This window comes from Lentzea guizhouensis (genome assembly GCF_001701025.1).
Classification (GTDB): Bacteria; Actinomycetota; Actinomycetes; order Mycobacteriales; family Pseudonocardiaceae; genus Lentzea; species Lentzea guizhouensis.
Window position 1 is genome coordinate 3,162,179 of record NZ_CP016793.1, and the last position, 19,694, is coordinate 3,181,872.

General features: G+C 69.5%; 24 protein-coding genes and 1 pseudogene. 20 read left to right on the top strand and 5 right to left on the bottom strand.

Going from position 1 to position 19,694, the window contains the following annotated elements; translation table 11 throughout:
- The first annotated feature begins 6 nt into the window (after positions 1–6).
- From BBK82_RS15775 to BBK82_RS15810, 9 genes are all read left to right on the top strand, one after another.
- Positions 7–1,077: a hypothetical protein gene (locus BBK82_RS15775; RefSeq protein WP_065915695.1), complete on the top strand. Its 1,071-nt coding sequence runs from the start codon at positions 7–9 to the stop codon at positions 1,075–1,077.
- The gene (locus BBK82_RS15780) at positions 1,074–1,322 is read left to right on the top strand and encodes a hypothetical protein (protein ID WP_065915696.1); all 249 of its coding nucleotides are present in this window, start codon (positions 1,074–1,076) and stop codon (positions 1,320–1,322) included. Before BBK82_RS15775 ends, BBK82_RS15780 begins: the two co-directional genes overlap by 4 nt.
- A 23-nt stretch (positions 1,323–1,345) precedes the next feature.
- Positions 1,346–2,083 carry an ESX secretion-associated protein EspG gene (locus BBK82_RS15785; RefSeq protein WP_237048216.1) on the top strand — a complete coding sequence of 246 codons (738 nt, stop codon included), beginning with the start codon at positions 1,346–1,348 and terminating at the stop codon, positions 2,081–2,083.
- Positions 2,084–2,176: 93 nt separating this feature from the next.
- Positions 2,177–2,641 (top strand): ESX secretion-associated protein EspG, encoded by a 465-nt coding sequence (locus BBK82_RS15790; RefSeq protein ID WP_065915698.1) that lies wholly within the window; start codon positions 2,177–2,179, stop codon positions 2,639–2,641.
- 21 nt (positions 2,642–2,662) lie between these two features.
- A complete protein-coding gene (locus BBK82_RS15795; protein ID WP_065915699.1) occupies positions 2,663–2,968 on the top strand; it encodes a hypothetical protein in 306 nt (101 codons plus the stop codon).
- A gap of 1 nt (position 2,969) precedes the next feature.
- Positions 2,970–4,136 (top strand): WXG100 family type VII secretion target, encoded by a 1,167-nt coding sequence (locus tag BBK82_RS56000; RefSeq protein WP_083267978.1) that lies wholly within the window; start codon positions 2,970–2,972, stop codon positions 4,134–4,136.
- A 707-nt stretch (positions 4,137–4,843) separates the two neighbouring features.
- Positions 4,844–5,989 carry a pyridoxal phosphate-dependent aminotransferase gene (locus tag BBK82_RS15805; RefSeq protein WP_065915700.1) on the top strand — a complete coding sequence of 382 codons (1,146 nt, stop codon included), beginning with the start codon at positions 4,844–4,846 and terminating at the stop codon, positions 5,987–5,989.
- A 120-nt stretch (positions 5,990–6,109) separates the two neighbouring features.
- Positions 6,110–6,259: a hypothetical protein gene (locus BBK82_RS51610; RefSeq protein WP_170067922.1), complete on the top strand. Its 150-nt coding sequence runs from the start codon at positions 6,110–6,112 to the stop codon at positions 6,257–6,259.
- 39 nt (positions 6,260–6,298) lie between these two features.
- Positions 6,299–7,024: a potassium channel family protein gene (locus tag BBK82_RS15810; protein ID WP_083267979.1), complete on the top strand. Its 726-nt coding sequence runs from the start codon at positions 6,299–6,301 to the stop codon at positions 7,022–7,024.
- Here BBK82_RS15810 and BBK82_RS15815 read toward each other — a convergent pair.
- The gene (locus BBK82_RS15815; RefSeq protein ID WP_065915702.1) at positions 6,968–7,555 is read right to left on the bottom strand and encodes an HAD family hydrolase; all 588 of its coding nucleotides are present in this window, start codon (positions 7,553–7,555) and stop codon (positions 6,968–6,970) included. The genes BBK82_RS15810 and BBK82_RS15815 overlap by 57 nt on opposite strands.
- A gap of 1 nt (position 7,556) precedes the next feature.
- A pseudogene (locus BBK82_RS15820) lies at positions 7,557–8,484 on the bottom strand (threonine aldolase family protein).
- Between the two features lie 195 nt (positions 8,485–8,679).
- Here BBK82_RS15820 and BBK82_RS15825 point away from each other — a divergent pair.
- From BBK82_RS15825 to BBK82_RS15855, 7 genes are read left to right on the top strand one after another with little or no spacing between them, the layout of a single operon-like run.
- A complete protein-coding gene (locus BBK82_RS15825) occupies positions 8,680–9,198 on the top strand; it encodes a SigE family RNA polymerase sigma factor (protein ID WP_065915703.1) in 519 nt (172 codons plus the stop codon).
- 29 nt (positions 9,199–9,227) lie between these two features.
- On the top strand, positions 9,228–9,914 hold the full coding sequence (locus BBK82_RS15830) for a hypothetical protein (RefSeq protein WP_065915704.1): 687 nt from the start codon (positions 9,228–9,230) through the stop codon (positions 9,912–9,914).
- Positions 9,915–9,941: 27 nt separating this feature from the next.
- Entirely contained in the window at positions 9,942–10,523 is a 582-nt protein-coding gene (locus BBK82_RS15835; RefSeq protein WP_065915705.1) for a TetR/AcrR family transcriptional regulator, read from the top strand.
- 57 nt (positions 10,524–10,580) lie between these two features.
- Positions 10,581–11,114, top strand: coding sequence for an RNA polymerase sigma factor (locus tag BBK82_RS15840; protein ID WP_065915706.1), 534 nt, complete (start codon positions 10,581–10,583; stop codon positions 11,112–11,114).
- Entirely contained in the window at positions 11,111–11,875 is a 765-nt protein-coding gene (locus BBK82_RS15845) for a hypothetical protein (protein ID WP_065915707.1), read from the top strand. The genes BBK82_RS15840 and BBK82_RS15845 overlap by 4 nt, the downstream gene beginning before the upstream one ends.
- Positions 11,876–11,900: 25 nt before the next feature.
- Complete coding sequence (purB, locus tag BBK82_RS15850) at positions 11,901–13,319, top strand: adenylosuccinate lyase (protein ID WP_065915708.1); 1,419 nt, start codon at positions 11,901–11,903, stop codon at positions 13,317–13,319.
- The gene (locus BBK82_RS15855; protein WP_065915709.1) at positions 13,316–14,113 is read left to right on the top strand and encodes an MOSC domain-containing protein; all 798 of its coding nucleotides are present in this window, start codon (positions 13,316–13,318) and stop codon (positions 14,111–14,113) included. Before purB ends, BBK82_RS15855 begins: the two co-directional genes overlap by 4 nt.
- Before the next feature lie 3 nt (positions 14,114–14,116).
- On the opposite strand, the gene BBK82_RS15860 is transcribed toward BBK82_RS15855, so the two are convergent.
- Positions 14,117–14,551, bottom strand: coding sequence for a hypothetical protein (locus BBK82_RS15860; RefSeq protein ID WP_065915710.1), 435 nt, complete (start codon positions 14,549–14,551; stop codon positions 14,117–14,119).
- Positions 14,552–14,640: 89 nt separating this feature from the next.
- On the opposite strand from BBK82_RS15860, the gene BBK82_RS15865 reads away from it, so the two are divergent.
- Together BBK82_RS15865 and BBK82_RS15870 are read left to right on the top strand one after the other, a co-directional pair.
- Positions 14,641–15,516: a phosphoribosylaminoimidazolesuccinocarboxamide synthase gene (locus tag BBK82_RS15865; protein WP_065915711.1), complete on the top strand. Its 876-nt coding sequence runs from the start codon at positions 14,641–14,643 to the stop codon at positions 15,514–15,516.
- A gap of 50 nt (positions 15,517–15,566) precedes the next feature.
- The gene (locus tag BBK82_RS15870; RefSeq protein WP_065915712.1) at positions 15,567–16,217 is read left to right on the top strand and encodes a polysaccharide deacetylase family protein; all 651 of its coding nucleotides are present in this window, start codon (positions 15,567–15,569) and stop codon (positions 16,215–16,217) included.
- On the opposite strand, the gene BBK82_RS15875 is transcribed toward BBK82_RS15870, so the two are convergent.
- Positions 16,180–16,803 carry an MBL fold metallo-hydrolase gene (locus BBK82_RS15875; protein ID WP_065915713.1) on the bottom strand — a complete coding sequence of 208 codons (624 nt, stop codon included), beginning with the start codon at positions 16,801–16,803 and terminating at the stop codon, positions 16,180–16,182. The genes BBK82_RS15870 and BBK82_RS15875 overlap by 38 nt on opposite strands.
- A 66-nt stretch (positions 16,804–16,869) precedes the next feature.
- Between BBK82_RS15875 and BBK82_RS15880 the strand changes: the two genes are divergently transcribed.
- Entirely contained in the window at positions 16,870–17,994 is a 1,125-nt protein-coding gene (locus BBK82_RS15880; RefSeq protein WP_083267980.1) for a trypsin-like serine peptidase, read from the top strand.
- On the opposite strand, the gene BBK82_RS15885 is transcribed toward BBK82_RS15880, so the two are convergent.
- The gene (locus BBK82_RS15885; protein WP_065921102.1) at positions 17,978–18,958 is read right to left on the bottom strand and encodes an NAD-dependent epimerase/dehydratase family protein; all 981 of its coding nucleotides are present in this window, start codon (positions 18,956–18,958) and stop codon (positions 17,978–17,980) included. The genes BBK82_RS15880 and BBK82_RS15885 overlap by 17 nt on opposite strands.
- Positions 18,959–19,158: 200 nt before the next feature.
- On the opposite strand from BBK82_RS15885, the gene BBK82_RS15890 reads away from it, so the two are divergent.
- A complete protein-coding gene (locus BBK82_RS15890; RefSeq protein WP_065915715.1) occupies positions 19,159–19,497 on the top strand; it encodes a hypothetical protein in 339 nt (112 codons plus the stop codon).
- Positions 19,498–19,694 lie beyond the last annotated feature (197 nt).

Here is a 19,694-nt window from a genome sequence, read left to right on the forward strand (position 1 = left end):
GTAGGTATGTCAGGGTATCGACAGCTCACTGACTGGAACTTCGACGGCTGGTCCAACCAGGAGCTGGCCGACGAAGTCAAGAAGCTCTCGAACGGCACGCTCGCACACGACTTCGGCGAGGCTTCCAACCACCTGCGCCAGCTGGCCAACAGTCTCACGGACGTGGACCGCGAACTTCGCGCGAAGCTGAAAGAACTCGGCATCGCCTGGCAGGGCGCCGCAGGCGAGAACGCCAACAAGCACGTCGAGGTCAGCGCGGGGAACGCCACCGAGGCGACCGAGGCCACCGAGCAGAACTCCGATGCGATGGCTCGGCAGGGCGAAAGCAACAGCCAGGCTCGGTACAGCACCCCGGAACCCCAGACGTTGCGCGGTGACACCGAGCGGAACCTGTTCGACAAGGGTGCCGGCCTGCTCGGTTTCGAGACCGACCACGCGGCCGAGGTCGCGGCGACCAACAAGGCGCGTCAGGAGGCCATCGACGGCCTGAACGGTTATGTCACCGGCAGTGAAGGGGCGCTGAACGACTTCCGGCCTCCGCCCCCGGCTCCTGAAATCGTGGTGAGCAGCGCTCCTGTCTCCACGTCGGTTGGCGCTCAGGTCGGCCTGCCCAGCGGCGGTCCTCCCGGAGTCACCGGCGGTCCCGGCTTCACCGGCACCCCGGGCTCGCCCGGATCTCCCGGCGTCCCGGTCGCCCCCGTCCCCAACACCCCCGGCGGCACGACCGGCATCCTCCCCGGCACCGGCACTCCCGGCCCCATCGCCACCGGCCCCGGCCTCCCCAAGCCCTTCGGCTCCCGCTCCCGGTCGCCGCCACCGCGGCCACCGCGGCGGCAGCCGGCCTGGCAGGAGCCGCGGGCAACGCGCGCGGCCGCAGGTCGTCGGCGGCGGGCGTGGTCCGTCCCAGGCCCCGAAGACGCCGATCGCCCCGGCTGGTCCGAAGGGTGCCCGAGCACCATCGGCGCCGGCGGCAAGGGTGGCGGACCCGGCGGTGGCGCTGGTGGTCCCGGCGCTGGTGGTCCTGGCGCCGGTGCCGGTGGCACGGGTGCGGCCGGCAAGGGCGTTCCGGCAGCATGACGCCGGGTGGCGCCGCGGGCGTCGGTGCCGACGCGAACCGGCCCGGTGCGGCCGCCGCGAAGGGTGGCGTCGCCGCGGGCAAGGGGGCCGGGTCGCTCATGTCCCCCGCCGCCGGTGCGGCCAAGGGCGAGGGCGACGAGGACACCGAGCACGTGCGCAAGTACGGCGTCGACTCGGATGACGTGTTCGGTGACGAGCGCATGGTGGTGCAGTCGGTCATCGGCGAAGAACCGAAGGACAAGTAGATCCCTTGAGCTCACCAGGTTCTGTGGTTCTGTCCACAGTGGAGTTCGCCGTGGTCTGGGAGGCGCAACGCCTCCCAGCCGCCCACGTCGCGCTCGACACGCGGATTCCCTCCATCACCCACACCGAGAAGGCCGAGGTGGTGAAACGGGCCTGGGAGTCGCTCGAATCGCGCGGCCTGGCCGGCAACGGCCGGGTCGTGCCCGAGCTCGCGGACGGGTTCGCGTTGCTCGCGAACGCGCAGATGTCGATCGACCTGTGGATCTGGGCCGACCGGCAGATCAGCGGGCTGGCCGCGGCCGTGGGCGACGAGGCCATCCTCGCCGTCCAGGACCGCGACGAGATGTGGCTGATCGAGGCGCGCGGCACGGCACTGGCCGAGGCCGCGGTGTCGGTGGCCGGTGAGATGCCGGCCGGGTTCGGGCGCTCGATCAGCCTGCCGTACGACGACCTGGTCGCCGCGGCCAAGGACGTCGGCCAGGACGCCCAGCGGTTGATCACCACCCTCGAACGCCAGGGCATGCGCCTCGGCGACGCGCAGGAGCTCGCCGGCATGCTCGACGGCACCTCCACGCGCGGGCAGTTCGGCGTGCAGCGGGGCGGCCAGCGCGCCGGCCGCGTCGTTTCCTTCCATGACACGCACAACGGCCGCTATCTGCGGCAGCTCAAGCCGAGCAGCGACGGCCGCAAGTGGTGCACCATCACGCCGGTCGACAACCACCGGCTCGCCGCCGCCGTCTGGGAGCTCTTCCAGGAAGTGTGATCACGGAACCCCCACGCTCGCCCGTGCGTCGTAACGCACGCGGGCCTGGGGGGCCAGGGGACGTCGCCCGCCGCATGCCGGGAGAGTTCCGACGTGAGAGCAGCACTCACCCCGTCCGCGTTCCGCGCGGCGTGGGACCACCTCGACCTGGGCGCGATGCCGATCGTGCTGCACGCACCCGAGTCCATTGTGGAGCATGCGGGGCCCGACCCGTGGCTCGGCAAAGCACTCCACCAACTCGCGTTCCCCACACTCGCCCTCGACGTGCGCCTCGGCATCGGCAGCACGTCGACGCGCGCGATGGTCGTGGCGAGCGGCATCAGGGCGGTGCTCACCCGCGACGAGGTCGTCATCGACGAGGTGGGCGACATGACCGCCGCCCTCGTGGAGCTCGTCCCGGAAACGGGCCTTCGTGCGTGGTTCGGCGCGATCGCCGTGAACGACAACGGTCGCCGGCACCGAATTGACGCGATCGTGGACGAGGACATCACCCGACAGGCGTTGAAAGGACGAATCGACGCCCTGCTCGACACAATTCGTTCTAAGGTCTCCGAGTAGACATCGAGGGGGTATGCGCACATGGCCGTGGCGAAGTTCAACAGCGAAGCCATGGAACAGTGCCGAACAACCGTGAGCAGCCAAGCCGGACAATTCGGCGCGATCGGTGACGGCTTTTCCAATCAACACGGCAATCCGGACATCTTCGGAAAGCTCGGCGCATCCGGTGCCATCTCGGGCGCGGTGAACGCGATGGACCAAGCGGGCGCCCAGGAGTTCGAAGCCGCGGAAAAGGTCCTGCGCAAGGTCGAAAGCGCGCTGGACGCGATCCAGTCCAACGTGGCGGACGTCGAGGACGCCAACCGCACGTCGTTCAGGGCGGTGTGACATGAGCGCGATGGACGAGGTCGCCTCCCTTCCCGGCGGCGCCCCGCTGGCAGAGCTCGCCGACAAGGTCGAGAACGCCCAACCCCAAGCCGTGCGCGACATCGCGAACCGCTGGAAGCAGGCCGCCGGCAAGTGCGGCGACCAGTCGAACGCCCTGCAGCGCTCCGTCTCCCAGCTCGACGGCGCCTGGGAAGGCAAGTCGGCCGACGGCTTCGTCGCCTACATGGGCAACGTCACCAAGTGCGGCACCTCGATGACAGACGCGCTCAACGGCGCCGCGGCCGACCTGGAGGCGGCCGCGAACGCCTTGGAAACCGCGAAGTCCTCGATGAGCCGCATCTGCGAGAACCTGCTGAGTCGCGCCCGCCAGGTCCGCCGGCAACTGCACGGCCAACCGCAGGAAGACGTCGACAGCATCATCCGCAGCTACTGCGCCGAAGCCCTCGGCGACGCCCAACCCGTCATCTCCCAGGCAGAAAACGCCCTGAACACCGCCGCCGGCGCCTTGAAGGGCCGCCCAGGCTCGCTCGCCCCGAAGTTCTCGTCCATCGAGGACCCGAACACGCAGACCTTCACGCCCGCACCCGGCAAGCCCGTGGAGTGGACCGCAAGCCCGCCGCCCGACGACTCCACGTCGACGTCCTCCTCAGAAGCCAAGCCCGCACCCGCGCAGGACCGCGGCCAAGGCGGCGGTGGTGGTGCTTCCGGCGGTGGTGGTGGCGGCGCTTCCGGTGGCGGAGGCGGTGGTGGCGGCGGAGGTGTTGGCGGCATGGGCCCGAGTGGCGGCCCACCATCGGGCAGCCCGCCTCCCGGCAACGTCGAGGAGTGGATCCGCGAAGCCATCAAGATCCTGCAGGCCAACGGCATCCCGGTCACCGAGGACAACATCGACGAGATCTGGAAGATCATCGAGAAGGAGTCCAGCGGCAACCCGCACGCCATCAACCTCTGGGACTCGAACGCGCAGAAGGGCACCCCGTCCAAGGGCCTCATGCAGTGCATCGACTCGACGTTCAACGCCCACAAACTGCCCGGCCACGACGACATCTGGAACCCGGTCGACAACATCATCGCCGGCGTCCGCTACACGTTCTCGCGCTACGGCGGCTTCGACGGCCACCCAGGCCTGAAGGCGATGTCCCAGGGCGGCGGCTACCAGGGCTACTGATCCGCCACTCGATCGGGTGAGGCTTGTCCTGAACCCGGCGCGTGCCCGTCTGCTCTCTCGTGACGGATACGCGCCGGGTTTTGTCTGCCCCCACTCGATCGGGTGGGCAATGTCCTGATTCTGCCGCTCGCTCGTCCCGCAAGTATGGAAGCGCGGGGATGGCGGCCGAATGGCGAACGGTCGAGGCCGGCCGACGAGGTGCCGTGCCACGCGACCGAACACCCTGTCGCCGAGCCGTCGGGTCGGGGTCGAGGCGGTGGGAACGGCAGGAGGGCGGCGGAAGAGGCGGTGGAGACGGCAGGCGGGTGGTGGAGGTGGACGAGACGGCAGGCGGGTGGTGGAGAAGGAGGGAACGGCAGGTCGGCGGCGGAGGAGGTGAGGAACGGCGGTCGGGCCAAGGGAGATGGATGGCGCGCGGGAAGGGGAAGGGTGGCGCGTCGGAAGGAAGGGCCGAGACGGCGCGGCGTGGGTGGAGGGTGAGCCGTGGGTGGAGGGTGAGGCGGCGCGGTGGGTGGAAGAAGGTGCGGTGCCGTGGGGCCGGAGGGTGAAGACGGTGCGGTGGGCGGGAAGGCGAAACGGCGCGGTCGGGTGGAGGGTGGGTGAGCAAGAGGTGGAGATGCTGGGGTGGGGGCGAGCCGGTGGTGAGCGGGGCTGGTGCGCCCAAGATCTCAGGTTCCGTCGTGGCATCGGGGAGTTAGCCTGGCGCCATGCTGACCGTGGCTGCTCGTGCCGACGTCCCGCCGTTCCACGTCATGGAGGTGCTCTCCGCCGCTGCGCAACGGCAGCGCACTCACGGGGATGTGGTGTCGTTGGCGGCTGGGCAGCCGTCGAGTCCGGCGCCGCGGCCGGTGCGGGAGGCGGCGGTGCGGGCGTTGGGCGAGCAGGCGTTGGGGTACACCGAGCAGTTGGGTGTGTTGGAGTTGCGTGCTGCGGTTGCTGGGCATTACCGGCGGCAGTACGGGTTGGCGGTGGGGGCGGACGACGTGGTGGTGACCACCGGGTCGTCGGGGGCGTTCACGTTGGCGTTCTTGGCGGCGTTCGACGTCGGGGATCGGGTGGCGTTGGCGCGGCCGGGGTATCCGGCTTACCGGAACATCTTGAAGGCGTTGGGGTGTGAGGTTGTCGAGCTGGCGTGTGGGGCGGGCACGCGGTTTCAGCCGACGGTCGGGATGTTGGAGGAGGCGCACCGGGTCGCGGCGCTCAAGGGGGTGATCGTGGCGAGTCCGGCCAATCCGACTGGGACGGTTGCGGACGTCGAGCCGATTGCGCGGTGGTGTGCGGGCAACGGGGTGCAGTTGATCAGCGACGAGATCTACCACGGCATCAGCTATGAGGGGGCGTTGCCGTGTGCTTGGGAGACGTCGCGGGATGCGGTGGTCGTCAACTCGTTCTCGAAGGCGTTCGCGATGACCGGGTGGCGGCTGGGGTGGATGTTGTTGCCGGAGCGGCTCAGGAGGGCCGTGGACTGCTTGACCGGGAACTTCACGCTGTGTCCGCCCGCTTTGTCTCAGTTTGCGGCGATTGAGGCGTTTCACGAGGATTCGTACGCGGAGACGGCGAGGCACCTCGAGCGGTACCGGACGAACCGGGATCTGCTGGTGGAGGGGCTGACGGGGCTCGGGATCGGGGAGCTGGCGCCGGCCGACGGGGCGTTCTACGTGTACGCGGACGTCCGGCACCTCACGGACGACTCGATGGGGTTCTGCCGGAAGTTGTTGGACGACACGGGGCTCGCGATCGTGCCGGGCATCGACTTCGACCCCGTGGACGGTCACCACTTCGTGCGGATGTCGTTCGCGGGCTCAACGGAGGACATCCGGGAAGCGTTGAGGCGGATGAAGGCCTGGCTTTGAGCGAAGCGAAGCACGAAGCCGGAAGCGCGAAGCCGGAAGCGCGAAGCCGGAAGCGCGAAGCCGGAAGCGCGAAGCCGGAAGCCGGGCGAGCAGACCGGGACGAGCAAAACAGGGGGAGAAATGTGGACGATCATCGGTTGGCTCGTCGCCATCTGGATCATCCTCGCCGTCGTCGGCGCCGTCGTGAAGGGCCTGTTCTGGCTCGCTGTGATTGGAGCGCTACTCCTCGCAGGCACCGCGGCCTACGGCGCAATCAAATCGCGACGCTAGGCCCTGGAACAACGCCGCGGCACCATTCACCATGAAGCGGTGTTGCAGTCCAACGAGGCCCGCCTCGAACGGTGGGAGCGCAGGGTCGAGTGGCCGTTGACGGCGCTCGCCGTGCTGTTCCTCGTGGTCTACGCGTTCCAGGTGCTGGATGATCACGCGTTCCTGCACGTGCCGCTGGAAGTCGTCTTGTGGCTGATCTGGGCGGTGTTCGCGGCCGACTACGCGATCAGGTTGAAGCTTGCGGCCAACAAAAAACAGTTCCTCAAATCGCACATCTTTGATCTTGCCGCGGTGCTCCTGCCGATGATCCGGCAACTCAGGGTGCTCCGGCTCATCACCGTCATCACGCTGCTGAACAAGAAGTTCCAGCACAAAATCCGGCAACGGGTCAGCATTTACGTCGCGGGCGTCACGGCGCTCGTCGCGTTCTGCGCGAGCCTGGCCGTGCTGGACGCGGAAAGGCATGCGGAGAACGCGAGCATCACGACGTTCGGGGACGCGTTGTGGTGGACGCTCACCACGATGTCGACGGTCGGTTACGGGGACCGCTACCCCGTCACGACCGAGGGGCGGGTCGTGGCGGGGTTGCTCATGGTCGGCGGCATCGCGTTGCTCGGTGTCATCACCGGCACGATCGCCAGCTGGCTCGTGGAGAAGCTGCGCGGCGTCGAGGAGGCGGAGCTCGAGACCGCGCAGGAGCTGCGGAACCTACGCGCCGAGATCGCCGAGCTCCGCGCGGAGCTCAAGTCGAGCAGCGGCGGCTGAGGTCCACAGCCGGGCGTCGATGCCCGCGGCCAGCGCGCCGTCCACATTGGTCTGGCGGTCGTCGTAGAACACCAGGTCCGAGCTGCCGACGACGTCCTTCAGGTCCTGCCAGATCGCCGCGTCCGGTTTGGCGTAGCCGAGGTCGCCGGAGAAGACCAGGTGCCGGAAGTGCGCGGCCCACGGTTCCTTCTCGGCCAGGCGCGCGAACGTCACCGGCGCGTTCGACAGCAACGCCAGGGGCACGCCCAGCCCGCCCAGCTCCTCGATCAACGCCACCGTCTCGGGCACCGGGTCGGTCAGCCAGCCCGCGTTGTCGAGCGCCGTCATCGCCTCGACGTCCACCGGCACCCCGAGCCGCGCTCCGATCCGGCCCCAGTAGTCGGCGTCCGAACCGCCGCGGTCGTACGCGTCCCGGTCCCAGTAGACGGCCTCGAAGGAGGCGACCGACACCCCGAGCCGCGCCGCCATGTCCGGGATGGCGGGGTTGCGCTGGCTGATGACCTCGCCGAAGTCGAACACGATCCAGCGCATCTCAGACGTCCTCTCGCAGCCGGCGCAGCACCTCGGCGATGTCCGAGGCGTTCACGTCCCCGTGCGTCACGAACCGCACCTTGCCCGACATCGGACTGGCGAAAACCCCGACCTCGCGCAACGACAGCAGCGTCTTGTCCACATCGGGCACCGACGCCAGCACGATGTTCGTGTCAGGTGCGGGCACGTCCCAGCCCAGCGCGCGCAGTCCGGCCGCCAGCTCCGAAGCATGGGAGTGGTCAGCGGCCAACCGGTCGATCCGGTCCAGCGCCACCAGCCCGGCCGCCGCCAGCACACCGCCCTGCCGCACCCCGCCGCCGAGCATCTTCCGCACCCGCCGCGCTCCACGACGAACGCCGCCGAGCCGGCCACCACCGACCCGACCGGCGCGCCCAGGCCTTCGACAGGCACACCTGCACCGTGTCCACGCCGGCCGTCAACGCCGTCAGCGGCACCCCGAGCGCCACCGCCGCGTTCCACAACCGCGCCCCGTCCAGGTGCACGGCCAGCCCGGCCGACCGCGCCGCCGCCACCAGCCCCGAATGCTCGTCGACCGAGGTCAGCGTGCCGCCGGAGGCGTTGTGCGTGTTCTCCAGGCACAGCAACGTCGACCGCAGCCCGTAGTAAGGGGACTCCCCGCCGCCCGCCGCGACCACGGCCTCCGGTGTCATCGACGGCAACGCGTGCGGCATCCCGCCGGCCAGCCACGCCGCCGTGCCCAGTTCGGCGTCCAGCACGTGCGCGCCCAGCGGCGCCAGGAACCGGTCACCCCGCCGGACGTGCAGGAACAACGCGATCAGGTTGCCCATCGAGCCCGACGGCACCCACAGCGCGGCCTCCACGCCGAGCAACGCCGCGACCCGTTCCTCCAGGGCGGCCATCGTCGGGTCGTGGTCCAGCACGTCGTCGCCGACCTCGGCCGCGGCCATCGCGCGGCGCATCTCCTCGTCGGGCTTGGTCACGGTGTCCGAGCGCAGGTCGATGGCGGTCACGACCCCGATCACATCACATCAGGCGAACGACCAAGGGGGTGATGTAGCTCTCCCCGGAGGTTCGTGCAACCGTTGGTGCCACACATTCCGTCCTGTCAGTGCAACTCGAGGAACGAGCGGAGAGCAGTCCGCGTGGATCAGCGCGACGAGCAGGAGTTCGCGGAGTACTTCGTGGCTCGCCGTGAGGCCGTGCGCCGAACGGCATACCTGCTGTGCGGCGACTGGCACCGCGCTGACGACTTCGCGCAGACGGCGTTCGTGGCGGTGCACAGGAGGTGGCGGAAGATCCGGGACAAGCAGGCCCTCGACGCCTACGTCCGGCGCACCGTGGTGCGCGCGGTGATCGACGAGTCCCGCCGTCCGTGGCGGCGCGAGAAGTTCACCGACGAGCTGCCGGAGGCTCCGGCGCAGGACAACGAGGTCGGCGACACCGTCGCGACCCGTGAGGCGTTGATGAAGGGCCTGCGCAGGGTTCCGCCGCGGCAACGGGCGGTGCTCGTGCTGCGGTTCCTCGAAGGGCTCGACGTGACGGCCACGGCCGAGGTGCTGAAGTGCTCGGAAGGAACTGTGAAGAGTCAGACCGCTCGCGGGCTGACCGCGCTGCGGGAAGCCCTCGGGGACGCGATCGACGACCTGCGACCGGCATCGTGACGGGCGCGACCGGCGGAAGGAGGCTGTAGATGGACGAGAACAAGCTCGCGGACCTGTTCCGCGACGCCGCGCACGACGCACCACCGGCGGCCTTCGACGTGTCGGACGTCCGCACCGCGTCGCGCAAAGCCACCCAGCGCAGGCGCAGTGCGATCGCCGGCGGAACGGCGCTGGTCGTGGTGCTCGGGTTCGGCGGCGTCGTGGCGGGTACCGACTGGGTGAACCAGGACAAAGGCAGCGAGTCCGTCGCAGGTGCTGGCCAGCGGGAGGACAACTCGGCAGAATCGCCGCTGTCCGCACCGGCCGACCCGCCGGGGATGCAGACGAAGGACTTCCCTGGCGACCCGTCCACGCAGGGGGATGTGGTCACGCCGGGAAGCGCCGACCCCAGTGTCGGCGGACGCGCAGTGCAGGGCTGCGCCGCGGTGGACCGGGAGCTCGCCGTCGCCCTCGCCGGAGAGCTTTCGGTCTCACCAGACGACGCGGTGCCGCCGAGCGTCACGTGCTCGCCACCGTCGCGCTCGGCCGCGTACAAGATCGACGGCCTGACCGTCACCGCGGTCGTCACGGCCGACGAGTTCGTGCCGCCGCCCGGCGCGGACACGGCGCAGGTCAAGACCGGCACGGGTCAGGAGCTCTACGTCCTCACCCAAGGCGACGGCGAGCTGAAAGGCCAGGCCAAGCGGGTCGCCGAAGCGGTAGCACCGCGGTTCTGACCGCGTGACCAGTACTCTGGCCCGACTATGACGGCAGCAACTCCCAAGGGCGAGCGCCGCAGGCAGGCGCTCGTGGAGGCCGCGGCCGAACTGCTCGTGGAGGGCGGGTTCGACGCGGTCCGGCACCGCGCGGTCGCCGAACGCGCAGGTCTGCCGCTCGCGTCCACCACGTACTACTTCGACTCGCTCGACGAGCTGGTGACCGCGGCCGTCGAGCTGCACGGGCGCACCGAGCTCGCGAGCGGCAGGCGGAAGCTGGACGCGCTGCCGGAGGGCCCTGACGACGACGCGGTGGTCGAGCTGGTCCTCGACCTGCTGGTCGGCCCGGACGTGACCGACACCGAGACGATGCTGCTGCGCTACGAACGCCTCGTCGCGACCGGCCGCCGCCCCTACCTGCGGCCGTTGATGCGCGCGATGGGCGCGGAGCTGCAGGACCTGATCGCCGCCATGTTCGCCCGCTCCGGCCGGGCGCTCTCCGCGGACCGGGTCGAGGAGCTGATCGCGTTGGTGGACGGCGCGGTGGTCAACGCGTTCATCGAGCTGAAGTCGGATCCGCGGGGTGTGGCGGCCAAGATGCTCCGAAAGGCCCTGTCGCGTCACGAGTGATGCAACCCCGCGTTCCTCCGGTGCGTTCCCCTGGGTGAGGACGCGAGAGGGGATCGCATGCGCAAGGCCGATGAACAGGGCTTCCGCGAGTTCGCGGCAGCCAATGCCGCGAGCTTGCGCCGCACCGCGTACCTGTTCTGTGGTGACTGGCACACCGCGGAAGACCTCATGCAGTCCAGCCTGATGAAGATGTACCTGGCCTGGAAGCGGATCAAGGGCCTGGACAACCTGATCGCCTACGCCCGCAAGGTGCTGCTGCGCACCTGGCTGGACGAGAAGCGCAGGCCGTGGCGCAGAGCCGAGCAGCGTGACGGGGAGCTGCCGGACGCCGCCGACGAGAGCGTGGACCCGGACAACACCAGCGCGAAGCTGTGGGCGCGTGAGCTCGTGCACACCGCGTTGCTGCAGGTCCCGCCGCGGCAACGGGCGGTGCTCGTGCTGCGTTACTTCGAAGACCTCTCGGTCGCCGAGGTGGCGGTGGCCATGGGGTGCTCGGAGGGAACGGTGAAGAGCCAGACGGCGCGTGGCCTCGCGACGCTGCGCACCATCGTGGAGAAGCTCGACAACAGTTCGGGGAGGGTCGCGTCGTGAGTGAGCAGGAGATCCGCGAGGGAATGCTGCTGGCCGTCTGGGACGAGCCGCCGCTCGACTTCGACCCCGACGTGCTGATGAAGCGGGCTGAACAGAAAAAAAGTCGCAGGCGAGCCCTGGTCAGCGTGGGAGTGGCCACCGCTCTGATCGCCGTGTCGGCGTTCGCACTGCCGAGCCTGCTGCCGAAGACCGGTGGTGACGACCAGATCGCCTCGCAGCAGACCACGTCCCCGGCGCCCACCCCGACCGAGGCACCCGACGCCCGTGCGCTGCGCATCAGCAACGCCCTCGCGGAGAAGCTCGGCACGGAGGTGCCCGACCTGCGGGAGGTCTACGCCAACCTCCAGCCAGGGCCCGTGTACCAGCTCCCGTCATCGACCACGAGGTCGAAGGCACCGGGCACGCCTCCCGACCCGTCCCTGCACGGTTACGTGTACCTGACCGACTACCTCGGGCCGACCGCGCTGCAGGTGATCGGCTCGAAGAACCTGCAGAGCCAGCGGACCGTCTGCGCCGGTGCGCTCACCTGCAGGGAGCTGGGGCAGGAGGACGGGTCGAAGGTCTTCGCCGCCGAGTTCCAGGACGGCAACTCGACGGTCGTCCGCGCCGTGTCGAGCCGCATCTATCAGAGCGGCTACACCGTGCAGGTCATGGCGTTCACCACGAACCCGGCGACGGGCAGCGGTCTGCGCCAGGAGCTGCCGGTGTCTGTGGACGTGCTCACAGCGCTGGTCACCGACCCCCGCATCCGCTGGGAGTGAGTCCTGTGTGCACTAACCTGGCGGCGTGACCAAGCCCCGCATCTCCAACGTCCTCGCAGGTCGCTACGCCTCCACGTCGCTCGCGACGCTCTGGTCGGCCGAGCACAAGATCGTGCTGGAACGCCAGTTGTGGCTCGCGGTCCTGCGTGCGCAGGCGGCGGCGGGCATCGACGTGCCGGCCGGTGCGGTGGCCGACTACGAGCGCGTGCTGGAGCAGGTCGACCTGGAGTCGATCGCGGCGCGTGAGCGGGTGACGCGGCACGACGTGAAGGCGCGCATCGAGGAGTTCAACGCCCTCGCCGGCCACGAGCACGTGCACAAGGGCATGACCTCGCGCGACCTCACCGAGAACGTCGAGCAGCTGCAGGTGCTGCGCTCGCTGGAGCTGGTGCGCGCCAAGACGGCGGCGGTGCTGGGACGCCTGGCGAGGCTCGCCGCCGAGCACACCGGCCTGGTGATGGCCGGCCGGTCGCACAACGTCGCCGCGCAGGCCACGACGCTGGGCAAGCGCTTCGCCACGACCGCGGACGAGCTGCTGGTGGCGTTCACGCGGCTGGACGAGCTGATCGCGCGGTACCCGTTGCGCGGCATCAAGGGCCCGGTCGGCACCGCGCAGGACATGCTCGACCTGCTCGGCTCCGGCGAGAAGCTGGCCGAGCTGGAACGCACGATCGCCGGTCACCTCGGCTTCGAGCGGGTGCTGACGTCGGTCGGCCAGGTGTACCCGCGCTCGCTGGACTTCGACGTGGTGTCGACGCTGGTGCAGCTCGCGGCCGGGCCGTCGTCGATGGCGAAGACGATCAGGCTGATGGCGGGCCACGAGCTGGTGACCGAGGGCTTCAAGCCCGGTCAGGTGGGCTCCAGCGCCATGCCGCACAAGATGAACACCCGGTCGTGCGAGCGCGTGAACGGCTTCGCGGTGATCCTGCGCGGCTACCTGTCGATGGTCGGCGAGCTCGCGGGCGACCAGTGGAACGAGGGCGACGTGTCGTGCTCGGTCGTGCGCCGGGTGGCGTTGCCGGACGCGTTCTTCGCGTTCGACGGGTTGCTGGAGACGTTCCTGACGGTGCTGGACGAGTTCGGTGCCTACCCGGCGGTCGTCGCGCGTGAGCTGGACCGGTACCTGCCGTTCCTCGGCACGACGAAGGTGCTGATGGCGGCCGTGCGCGCGGGTGTCGGCAGGGAGACCGCGCACGAGGCGATCAAGGAGAACGCGGTGGCGGTCGCGCTGGCGATGCGCGAGGAGGGCCTGGCGCAGAACGACCTGCTGGACCGCCTCGCCGCCGACGAGCGCCTGCCGCTGGACCGCGCCGCCCTGGACGCGCTGCTCGCTGACCGGCTGTCGTTCACGGGAGTGGCGTCGGCGCAGGTCGCCGCGGTCGTCGAGCAGGTGGCCGAGGTCGTCGAGAAGTACCCGGCGTACGAGCCGGAGCCGATCCTGTGATCGTCTCGGAGCTGTTCGTCTACCCGGTCAAGGGGTGTGGCGGCGTCTCCGTCACGTCGTCCGCGGTGGACCTCACCGGGCTGCGCGACGACCGGATGATGATGCTGGTGTCGGCCGCGGACGGCGTGTTCCTGTCGCAGCGGAACACGCCCGCACTGGCCGCCCTGCGTCCGTCCGTCGTGGACTCGTCGCTGGTGGTCGGTGGCGAGTCGTTCCCGGTTGTCGTCGACGGGCCGCGGATCCCGGTCGTCGTGCACAAGTGGGACGGCTTCGGCGTTGATCAAGGTGCTGACGCCGCCGCGTACTTCTCCGACGTGCTCGGTCAGCCGGTCCGGCTGGTGCGCACGCCACCGGACCAGCGCCGCGAGTCGACCGGCGAGACCACCGGCGTCATCGGTTATGCCGACGGCAACTCGGTTCTCGTGGTCTCGCTGTCCTCGTTGGACGGTCTGAACGAGCGCATCCTGGAACGCGGCGGCGAACCCGTGCCGATGGACCGGTTCCGGCCGAACGTCGTCGTGTCCGGCCGGCCGGAGCCGCACGTCGAGGACCGGGTGCGCCGTGCGGTGATCGGCGACGTGGAACTGGGTTACGCCAAGGACTGCGTGCGGTGCGCGGTGCCGCTGGTCGACCAGGGCACCGGCCTGCGCGCCGGTCCGGAACCGATCCGCACGCTCGCCTCGTACCGGCGCGACCCGGACGGCGGCGTGACCTTCGGGATGAAGGCGGCCGTGGTCCGCGCCGGGTCGCTCGCGGTCGGTGACGAGGTGGACGTGCTGGAGTGGGCGAGCTAGTCCCTAGGCCTTCTGCCAGCGCAGCCGGTCGGCGCGCCGGTCGTCCTTGCGGCACACGAGCGCCTCGCCGCGCAGCCCGATGCCGGTGGCACCCTCGGGATCGCAGCGCGCGCCTTCGTTGACGAAGAGCCCTCGCTGCGGCGGCTCCGTCGTGGTGACCGGCGGCGGTGGCGGGGGCTGCACCGGCGGTGGCGGCGGCTTCCTCGTCGTGGTCGTCGTGGTGGTGGTGGTCGTCGTCGAGGTCGAGGTCTTGACCGTGATCTCGGCGATCTCGGGCGTCGGCACGATGCTGACCTGCTGGGTCGTGCTCGTGTTCGGCCCGGAGGAGGCCGGGAGCGTGAGTGGCCCGGAGTCGCCGCCCCAGCCTGCGACGGCGAGCACGATGAGCAGTCCCGCGCTGGCAGCCGCCGGGATCAACAGGGCCTTTCGGGTGAGCACGGGGTGCACCTTAAGGGGCGCGGCCCCCGATCTGTAGTGGCGAGCGGGTACCCGACCGGCTGAAGACCGCGGCACGTAGGCTGACCAGCGTGCCAACGCTCGCTGACTACCAGCACGTCGCCCGTGGCAAGGTCCGCGACCTCTACGACGTCGACGACGAGCTGCTGCTGTTCGTCGCGTCCGACCGGATCTCGGCTTACGACCACGTCCTGAGCACCGAGATCCCGGACAAGGGCCGGGTGCTCACCGCGATGAGCGTGTTCTGGTTCGAGCGGCTGGGGCCGAACCACCTGGTCGCGGCCGACGACCCGCGGATTCCCGCCGAGGTGCGCGGGCGGGCGTTGCTGGTGCGCAAGCTGGACATGGTCGACGTCGAGTGCGTGGCGCGCGGGTACCTGACCGGGTCCGGCATGGCCGACTACCGGCAGACCGGCGCGGTGTGCGGGATCGAGCTGCCGGAGGGGCTGGTCGAGGCCGACGAGCTCGACCCGCCGATCTTCACGCCGGCGTCGAAGGCGGAGATCGGGCAGCACGACGAGAACGTGTCGTTCGACGTCATCGCCGCCAAGCACGGCATCGAGCTGGCGAGCAAGCTGCGCGACCGCACGATCGAGCTCTACAGCGAGGCGCGCGCGTACGCCAAGACGCGCGGCCTGATCCTCGCGGACACCAAGTTCGAGTTCGGGCTGAACAAGCAGGGCGAGCTGATCCTCGCCGACGAGGTCTTCACGCCGGACTCCTCGCGCTACTGGCCGGCCGAGGGCTACGCGCCGGGCCGGGTGCAGCCGTCGTTCGACAAGCAGTACGTGCGCGACTGGCTGACCTCGGACGCGTCGGGCTGGGACCGCAAGTCGGACACCCCGCCGCCGCCGTTGCCGCAGGACGTCGTGGCAGCCACCCGGCAGAGGTACGTGGAGGCCTACGAGCTGCTCACCGGCCGGTCCTTCGCTGACTGGCTCGCCTGAGTTGGTCCTGGTTTCACGCGGATGTCACCACGGCATGGCGCACTCAGAACGTGCACTCACAGCTCGTGGTCTCACTGTCCGGCATCGGTCCGCAGACACTCGACCGATGCGCTGATCTAGCCGCGGCGCTCGACCCGCGGCAGGTGCCGTTGTCGCTGCTCGTGACACCTCGCGAGCTCGGCAAGGCGCAGGAGTGGGTGCGGCAGCGCGCCGCGCTCGGGGATGCCGTCGTGCTGCACGGGCTCGGGCAGCGGAGACTCCCCGCGTACGAGGCGGGGCTTCTGCTGACGGGCGCCCGTGTGCAGATGGAAGCCATCGGGTTGAACGCCGACACGTTCGCGCCACGGCGTTGCGTGGCGTCACCCGGCACGTTGATCGCGCTGGCCAAGCACAAGTTCAAGCTCTGCGCCGACGCGCACGCCGTCCGCGAGGTCCGCACCGGGCTCGCGACGCTGGGTCGGCTGCACGCGTTGACCGAGCGCAGCAGCTTCGGTGAGCTGCGGTCGATGGCGCTGGTCTACGCGACGGCCCGGTCCGCACGGCGCGGCGGGCTCACGCGGATCACCGTGGACGCCCGCGACCTGCACCGGCCGGGGGCGCGGCAGGCCGTGCTCGACGCCGTGGACGTGGCACTGGCCCACGACGCCGACCCGACCACCTACGTCAGACTTCCGTCTCCTCGCCACGCGGCAGCGGCCTGACCTCGGTGCCCTCCGGCTTGAGGTTCTCGAAGTGCCGGTAGGCCATCTGCGGCATGGCCAGCACCGCCTCGTGGATCGGCACGGCCACGCGCGGCCTGACGGCGCGCATGAAGTCGACGGCCTCACCGGTGCGCATCCACGGCGCGCCGGAGGGCAGCCCGAGCACGTCGACGTCCTCGTCGGGGACGAACAGCGCGTCGCCGGGGTGGTAGAACGCGCCGTCGCCGACGACGTAGCCGGTGTTCGGGATGACCGGGATGTCCTGGTGGATGATCGCGTGCTGACCACCGACGACCTTGACGGTCGTGTCGCCGATCTTCAGCACATCACCCGGCCGGGCGACGGTCGGGTTCTCGACGCTCGGCGCCGTGCCCTCGTCCACGACCAGCTGCGCCCGCGGGTTCGCCTGGAGCAGCGCGGGCAGCTTTTCGGCGTCGACGTGGTCGGCGTGCTGGTGCGTGATCATGACCGCGTCCAGGTCGGTCAGGTCCTCGAACCCGGCCGAGAAGCTGCCGGGATCGATCAGGATGCGGGTGGTGCCGGTGTCGAGCAGCACACAGGCGTGACCGAAATGGACAACTCGCACAGTTTCCTCCATTACCGACGTTTGGCGGGCTGACACGGTCAGGTGACGTCGGAAGTATCAAAGAGCATGAGGAAAACCCTGCAACTCCTCACGGCACTGGCCCTCGCCCTGCCGCTGACGACCGTTGTCCCTGCTACCACCACCACTACACCTGCTCAGGCGCAATCGCCGCAGACGCAGGAAATCGGCACCGAGGAATCCGCCTCGGTCCGCGTGGGTGGCACCACTCGTTCGACGGTGATCGAACGACCCGGCTCCGGATACGTGAAGCTGCATTTCACCGACCTGCGAATCATGCCGGGTGACGTGCTCACGGTGTCGAACCCTGACGGCACCGAGACCTACGCCTACACCCGCGACCTGAAGTCCTCGCTGACCGCCACGATCGACTCGACCGGCTTCTGGGCCATGTCGATCACCGGCGACAAGGCCGTGGTGTCGGTGCGCAACGCGCTGAGCCGCGTCCGCGTCGACAAGCTCACCCGCGGCTACACCGAGGCCGAGATGTCCGCGCAGCCGTCCGTGCAGAGCATCTGCGGCACGAACGACTACAAGGACGCCGTCTGCTACCAGTCGAGCAACCCGACGGAGTTCGGCAAGACGCCGGCCGTCGCGAAGCTGCTGCGCAACGGCAGCTCGCTGTGCACGGCGTGGCGGGTCGGTCCCAACAACCGCATGCTGACCAACGAGCACTGCTTCACCAGCACCACCGGCATCGAGGTGTGGTTCAACTACCAGTGCCCGACCTGCGGCGGCACGGCCTCGGCCACCGTCACGAAGGTGCTGGCGGCGCAGGTCCTGAAGTACAGCGCCGCACTGGACTACACCCTCTTCACCGTGAACAACTTCGCGGCCATCAGCTCGTTCGGCTACCTCGAGCTGGACGCGCGCGTTCCGGCCGTGGGTGAGGAGATGTACATCATCGGCCACCCGGCCGGGAAGCTGAAGAAGCTGTCGTTGCGCGACAACAACAACGGCGGCGGCTACTGCGTCGTGCGCGCGGTGCGCGTCAACGGCAGCTCGTCACAGTCCGACATCAGCTACATGTGCGACACCGAGGGCGGTTCGTCCGGTTCACCCGTGCTGTCGAGGCGCACGCACAAGGTGATCGGCCTGCACCACTTCGGCGGCTGCCCGAACCAGGGCGTGCGCATCGACCTCGTCGCCGCGCAGGTCAACTCACTGCTGTAAGGATCTCCGCCTCCTCGTCGGGCGTCAGCCCCGCCTTGCGAGGCCGGTCCACCCCGAGGCCGCGCTCGTACTCCAGCGAGTCGAGCGCGGTCTCGGCCACCGTCCTGGTCCGCAGCCCGTTCGCCAGCGCGTTGCTCACGTCGCGGCCGACCATCTTCGCCCACTCCCGCGGCAACCACAGCGGCAACGACCGCGGCCCGGCCCACGGGTTGATCTCCAGCTGTTCGAGCACGCTCTCCGCCACCGGCACGAGCTGCGTCCCCGGCGCCGCCACCGCACCCGCGATCTCGCCGATCACCATCTGGAACGGCATCACCGGCCCGGTCGAGTCGAACGTGCCCGTGACCCGCTCCTCGGCCGCGAACACGATCCACTGCGCCAGATCGCGCACGTCGATGTGCTGGAACCCCAGGTCAGGACTGTCCGGCACGACCACCCGCCCGCCCTTGCTGAGCCTGGCGGGCCAGTACCCGAACCGGTCGCTCGGGTCGTCCGGCCCGGTGATCAACCCGGCCCTGACGATGAACTCCCGCCCCCGCACCGCCTCCCGGACCGCGTTCTCGCTGGCCACCTTGACGCTGCCGTACCGCTCCGACGTGAACTCCTGCGTCGGATCGTCCTCAAGCGGCGGCAACAGCTCGTCACTGCCCGTCGAGTGGTCGGCGTAGACCGAGATGCTGCTGACGAACGTCCAGTGCGGCGTCGTGTCCCCGAACGCCTCCAACGCGTCCCGCACCCAGGTCACCGAGTACTTCGACACGTCGATCACGGCGTCGAACCGCTCACCGGCGAGCTGGTCGAACGCGCCGGGCTGGTTTCTGTCTATCGGGACCAAGCGCGCGCCTTCGGGTACGGAACCCGAAGCGCCCCGCGCGCCGCACACCACGTCGTGGCCCCGGCGGACCGCCTCCGCCGTGACGGCCTTGCTGAGGAACACGGTTCCGCCGAGCACCAGGATCTTCATGATCTCCAGCATCCGTCTGATGCCCCGGTTGTGCCAGCTGTCTCCGCTGACAGCGGAAACCCGCTCGATCGGCTGGAATTCCTGCAGTGTCGTTCGGACCCGGCCGATGAACATTTCGTGAGTGAGAGCTGCACTTCAAGAAGGAGAAGACCGACCGACGGAAGCTGATCTTGTCGAGGCTCGCCTCCATTGGCGCTGCCGTGCACATCTACACCTGCGACTGCTCCAAAGGGGAGGAAGTCGCACGTCAGGAGTGCTTGATCGCGCTCGTCAACGATCTGCTCGACCTGAAGGCGATGAGGCTCGTCCTGGACAGCCGGGAGGAGCGAAACCTGCACGACGCGCAGACCATTCGCGCGACGCTGGGCAAGCGGCCGAGCCACTCGAACATCACCTATGAACATGTGGTGAGCACGCAGGACGAGTTGCTCTGGATCGCGGACGTGGTCGCGTGGTGCCACGGTGCGGGAGGTGACTGGGCGAGGCGCGTGCGCTCGCTCGTGGCGAAGGAGACGGCGGTGGACAAATGGTCCAGATAGCGCAAAGCACGGCGGCCGACCGTCCGGACGGGCACCGTGCTCACTTCCTCGGCCTACGGGGCCTTGGCAGGTCGAACACTACCAGTGATCGGCGGACTCATCCAAGCCGATTCCTTCCGTTCACCCGATGGTGGAGCCCGGTGACGATGTGCCGCCGAACACCTGTCGAGTTGATGAACACCCAGGTCAGGTAGGCT

Excerpts from the sequence above, each read along its gene's own strand:
- BBK82_RS15775 (WP_065915695.1), top strand. The coding sequence starts at position 7 with ATGTCAGGGTATCGACAGCTCACTGACTGGAACTTCGACGGCTGGTCC.
- BBK82_RS15780 (WP_065915696.1), top strand. The coding sequence starts at position 1,074 with ATGACGCCGGGTGGCGCCGCGGGCGTCGGTGCCGACGCGAACCGGCCC.
- BBK82_RS15795 (WP_065915699.1), top strand. The coding sequence starts at position 2,663 with ATGGCCGTGGCGAAGTTCAACAGCGAAGCCATGGAACAGTGCCGAACA.
- BBK82_RS56000 (WP_083267978.1), top strand. The coding sequence starts at position 2,970 with ATGAGCGCGATGGACGAGGTCGCCTCCCTTCCCGGCGGCGCCCCGCTG.
- BBK82_RS15805 (WP_065915700.1), top strand. The coding sequence starts at position 4,844 with ATGCTGACCGTGGCTGCTCGTGCCGACGTCCCGCCGTTCCACGTCATG.
- BBK82_RS51610 (WP_170067922.1), top strand. The coding sequence starts at position 6,110 with ATGTGGACGATCATCGGTTGGCTCGTCGCCATCTGGATCATCCTCGCC.
- BBK82_RS15815 (WP_065915702.1), bottom strand. The coding sequence starts at position 7,555 with ATGCGCTGGATCGTGTTCGACTTCGGCGAGGTCATCAGCCAGCGCAAC.
- BBK82_RS15830 (WP_065915704.1), top strand. The coding sequence starts at position 9,228 with ATGGACGAGAACAAGCTCGCGGACCTGTTCCGCGACGCCGCGCACGAC.
- BBK82_RS15835 (WP_065915705.1), top strand. The coding sequence starts at position 9,942 with ATGACGGCAGCAACTCCCAAGGGCGAGCGCCGCAGGCAGGCGCTCGTG.
- BBK82_RS15840 (WP_065915706.1), top strand. The coding sequence starts at position 10,581 with ATGCGCAAGGCCGATGAACAGGGCTTCCGCGAGTTCGCGGCAGCCAAT.
- BBK82_RS15880 (WP_083267980.1), top strand. The coding sequence starts at position 16,870 with ATGAGGAAAACCCTGCAACTCCTCACGGCACTGGCCCTCGCCCTGCCG.
- BBK82_RS15885 (WP_065921102.1), bottom strand. The coding sequence starts at position 18,958 with ATGAAGATCCTGGTGCTCGGCGGAACCGTGTTCCTCAGCAAGGCCGTC.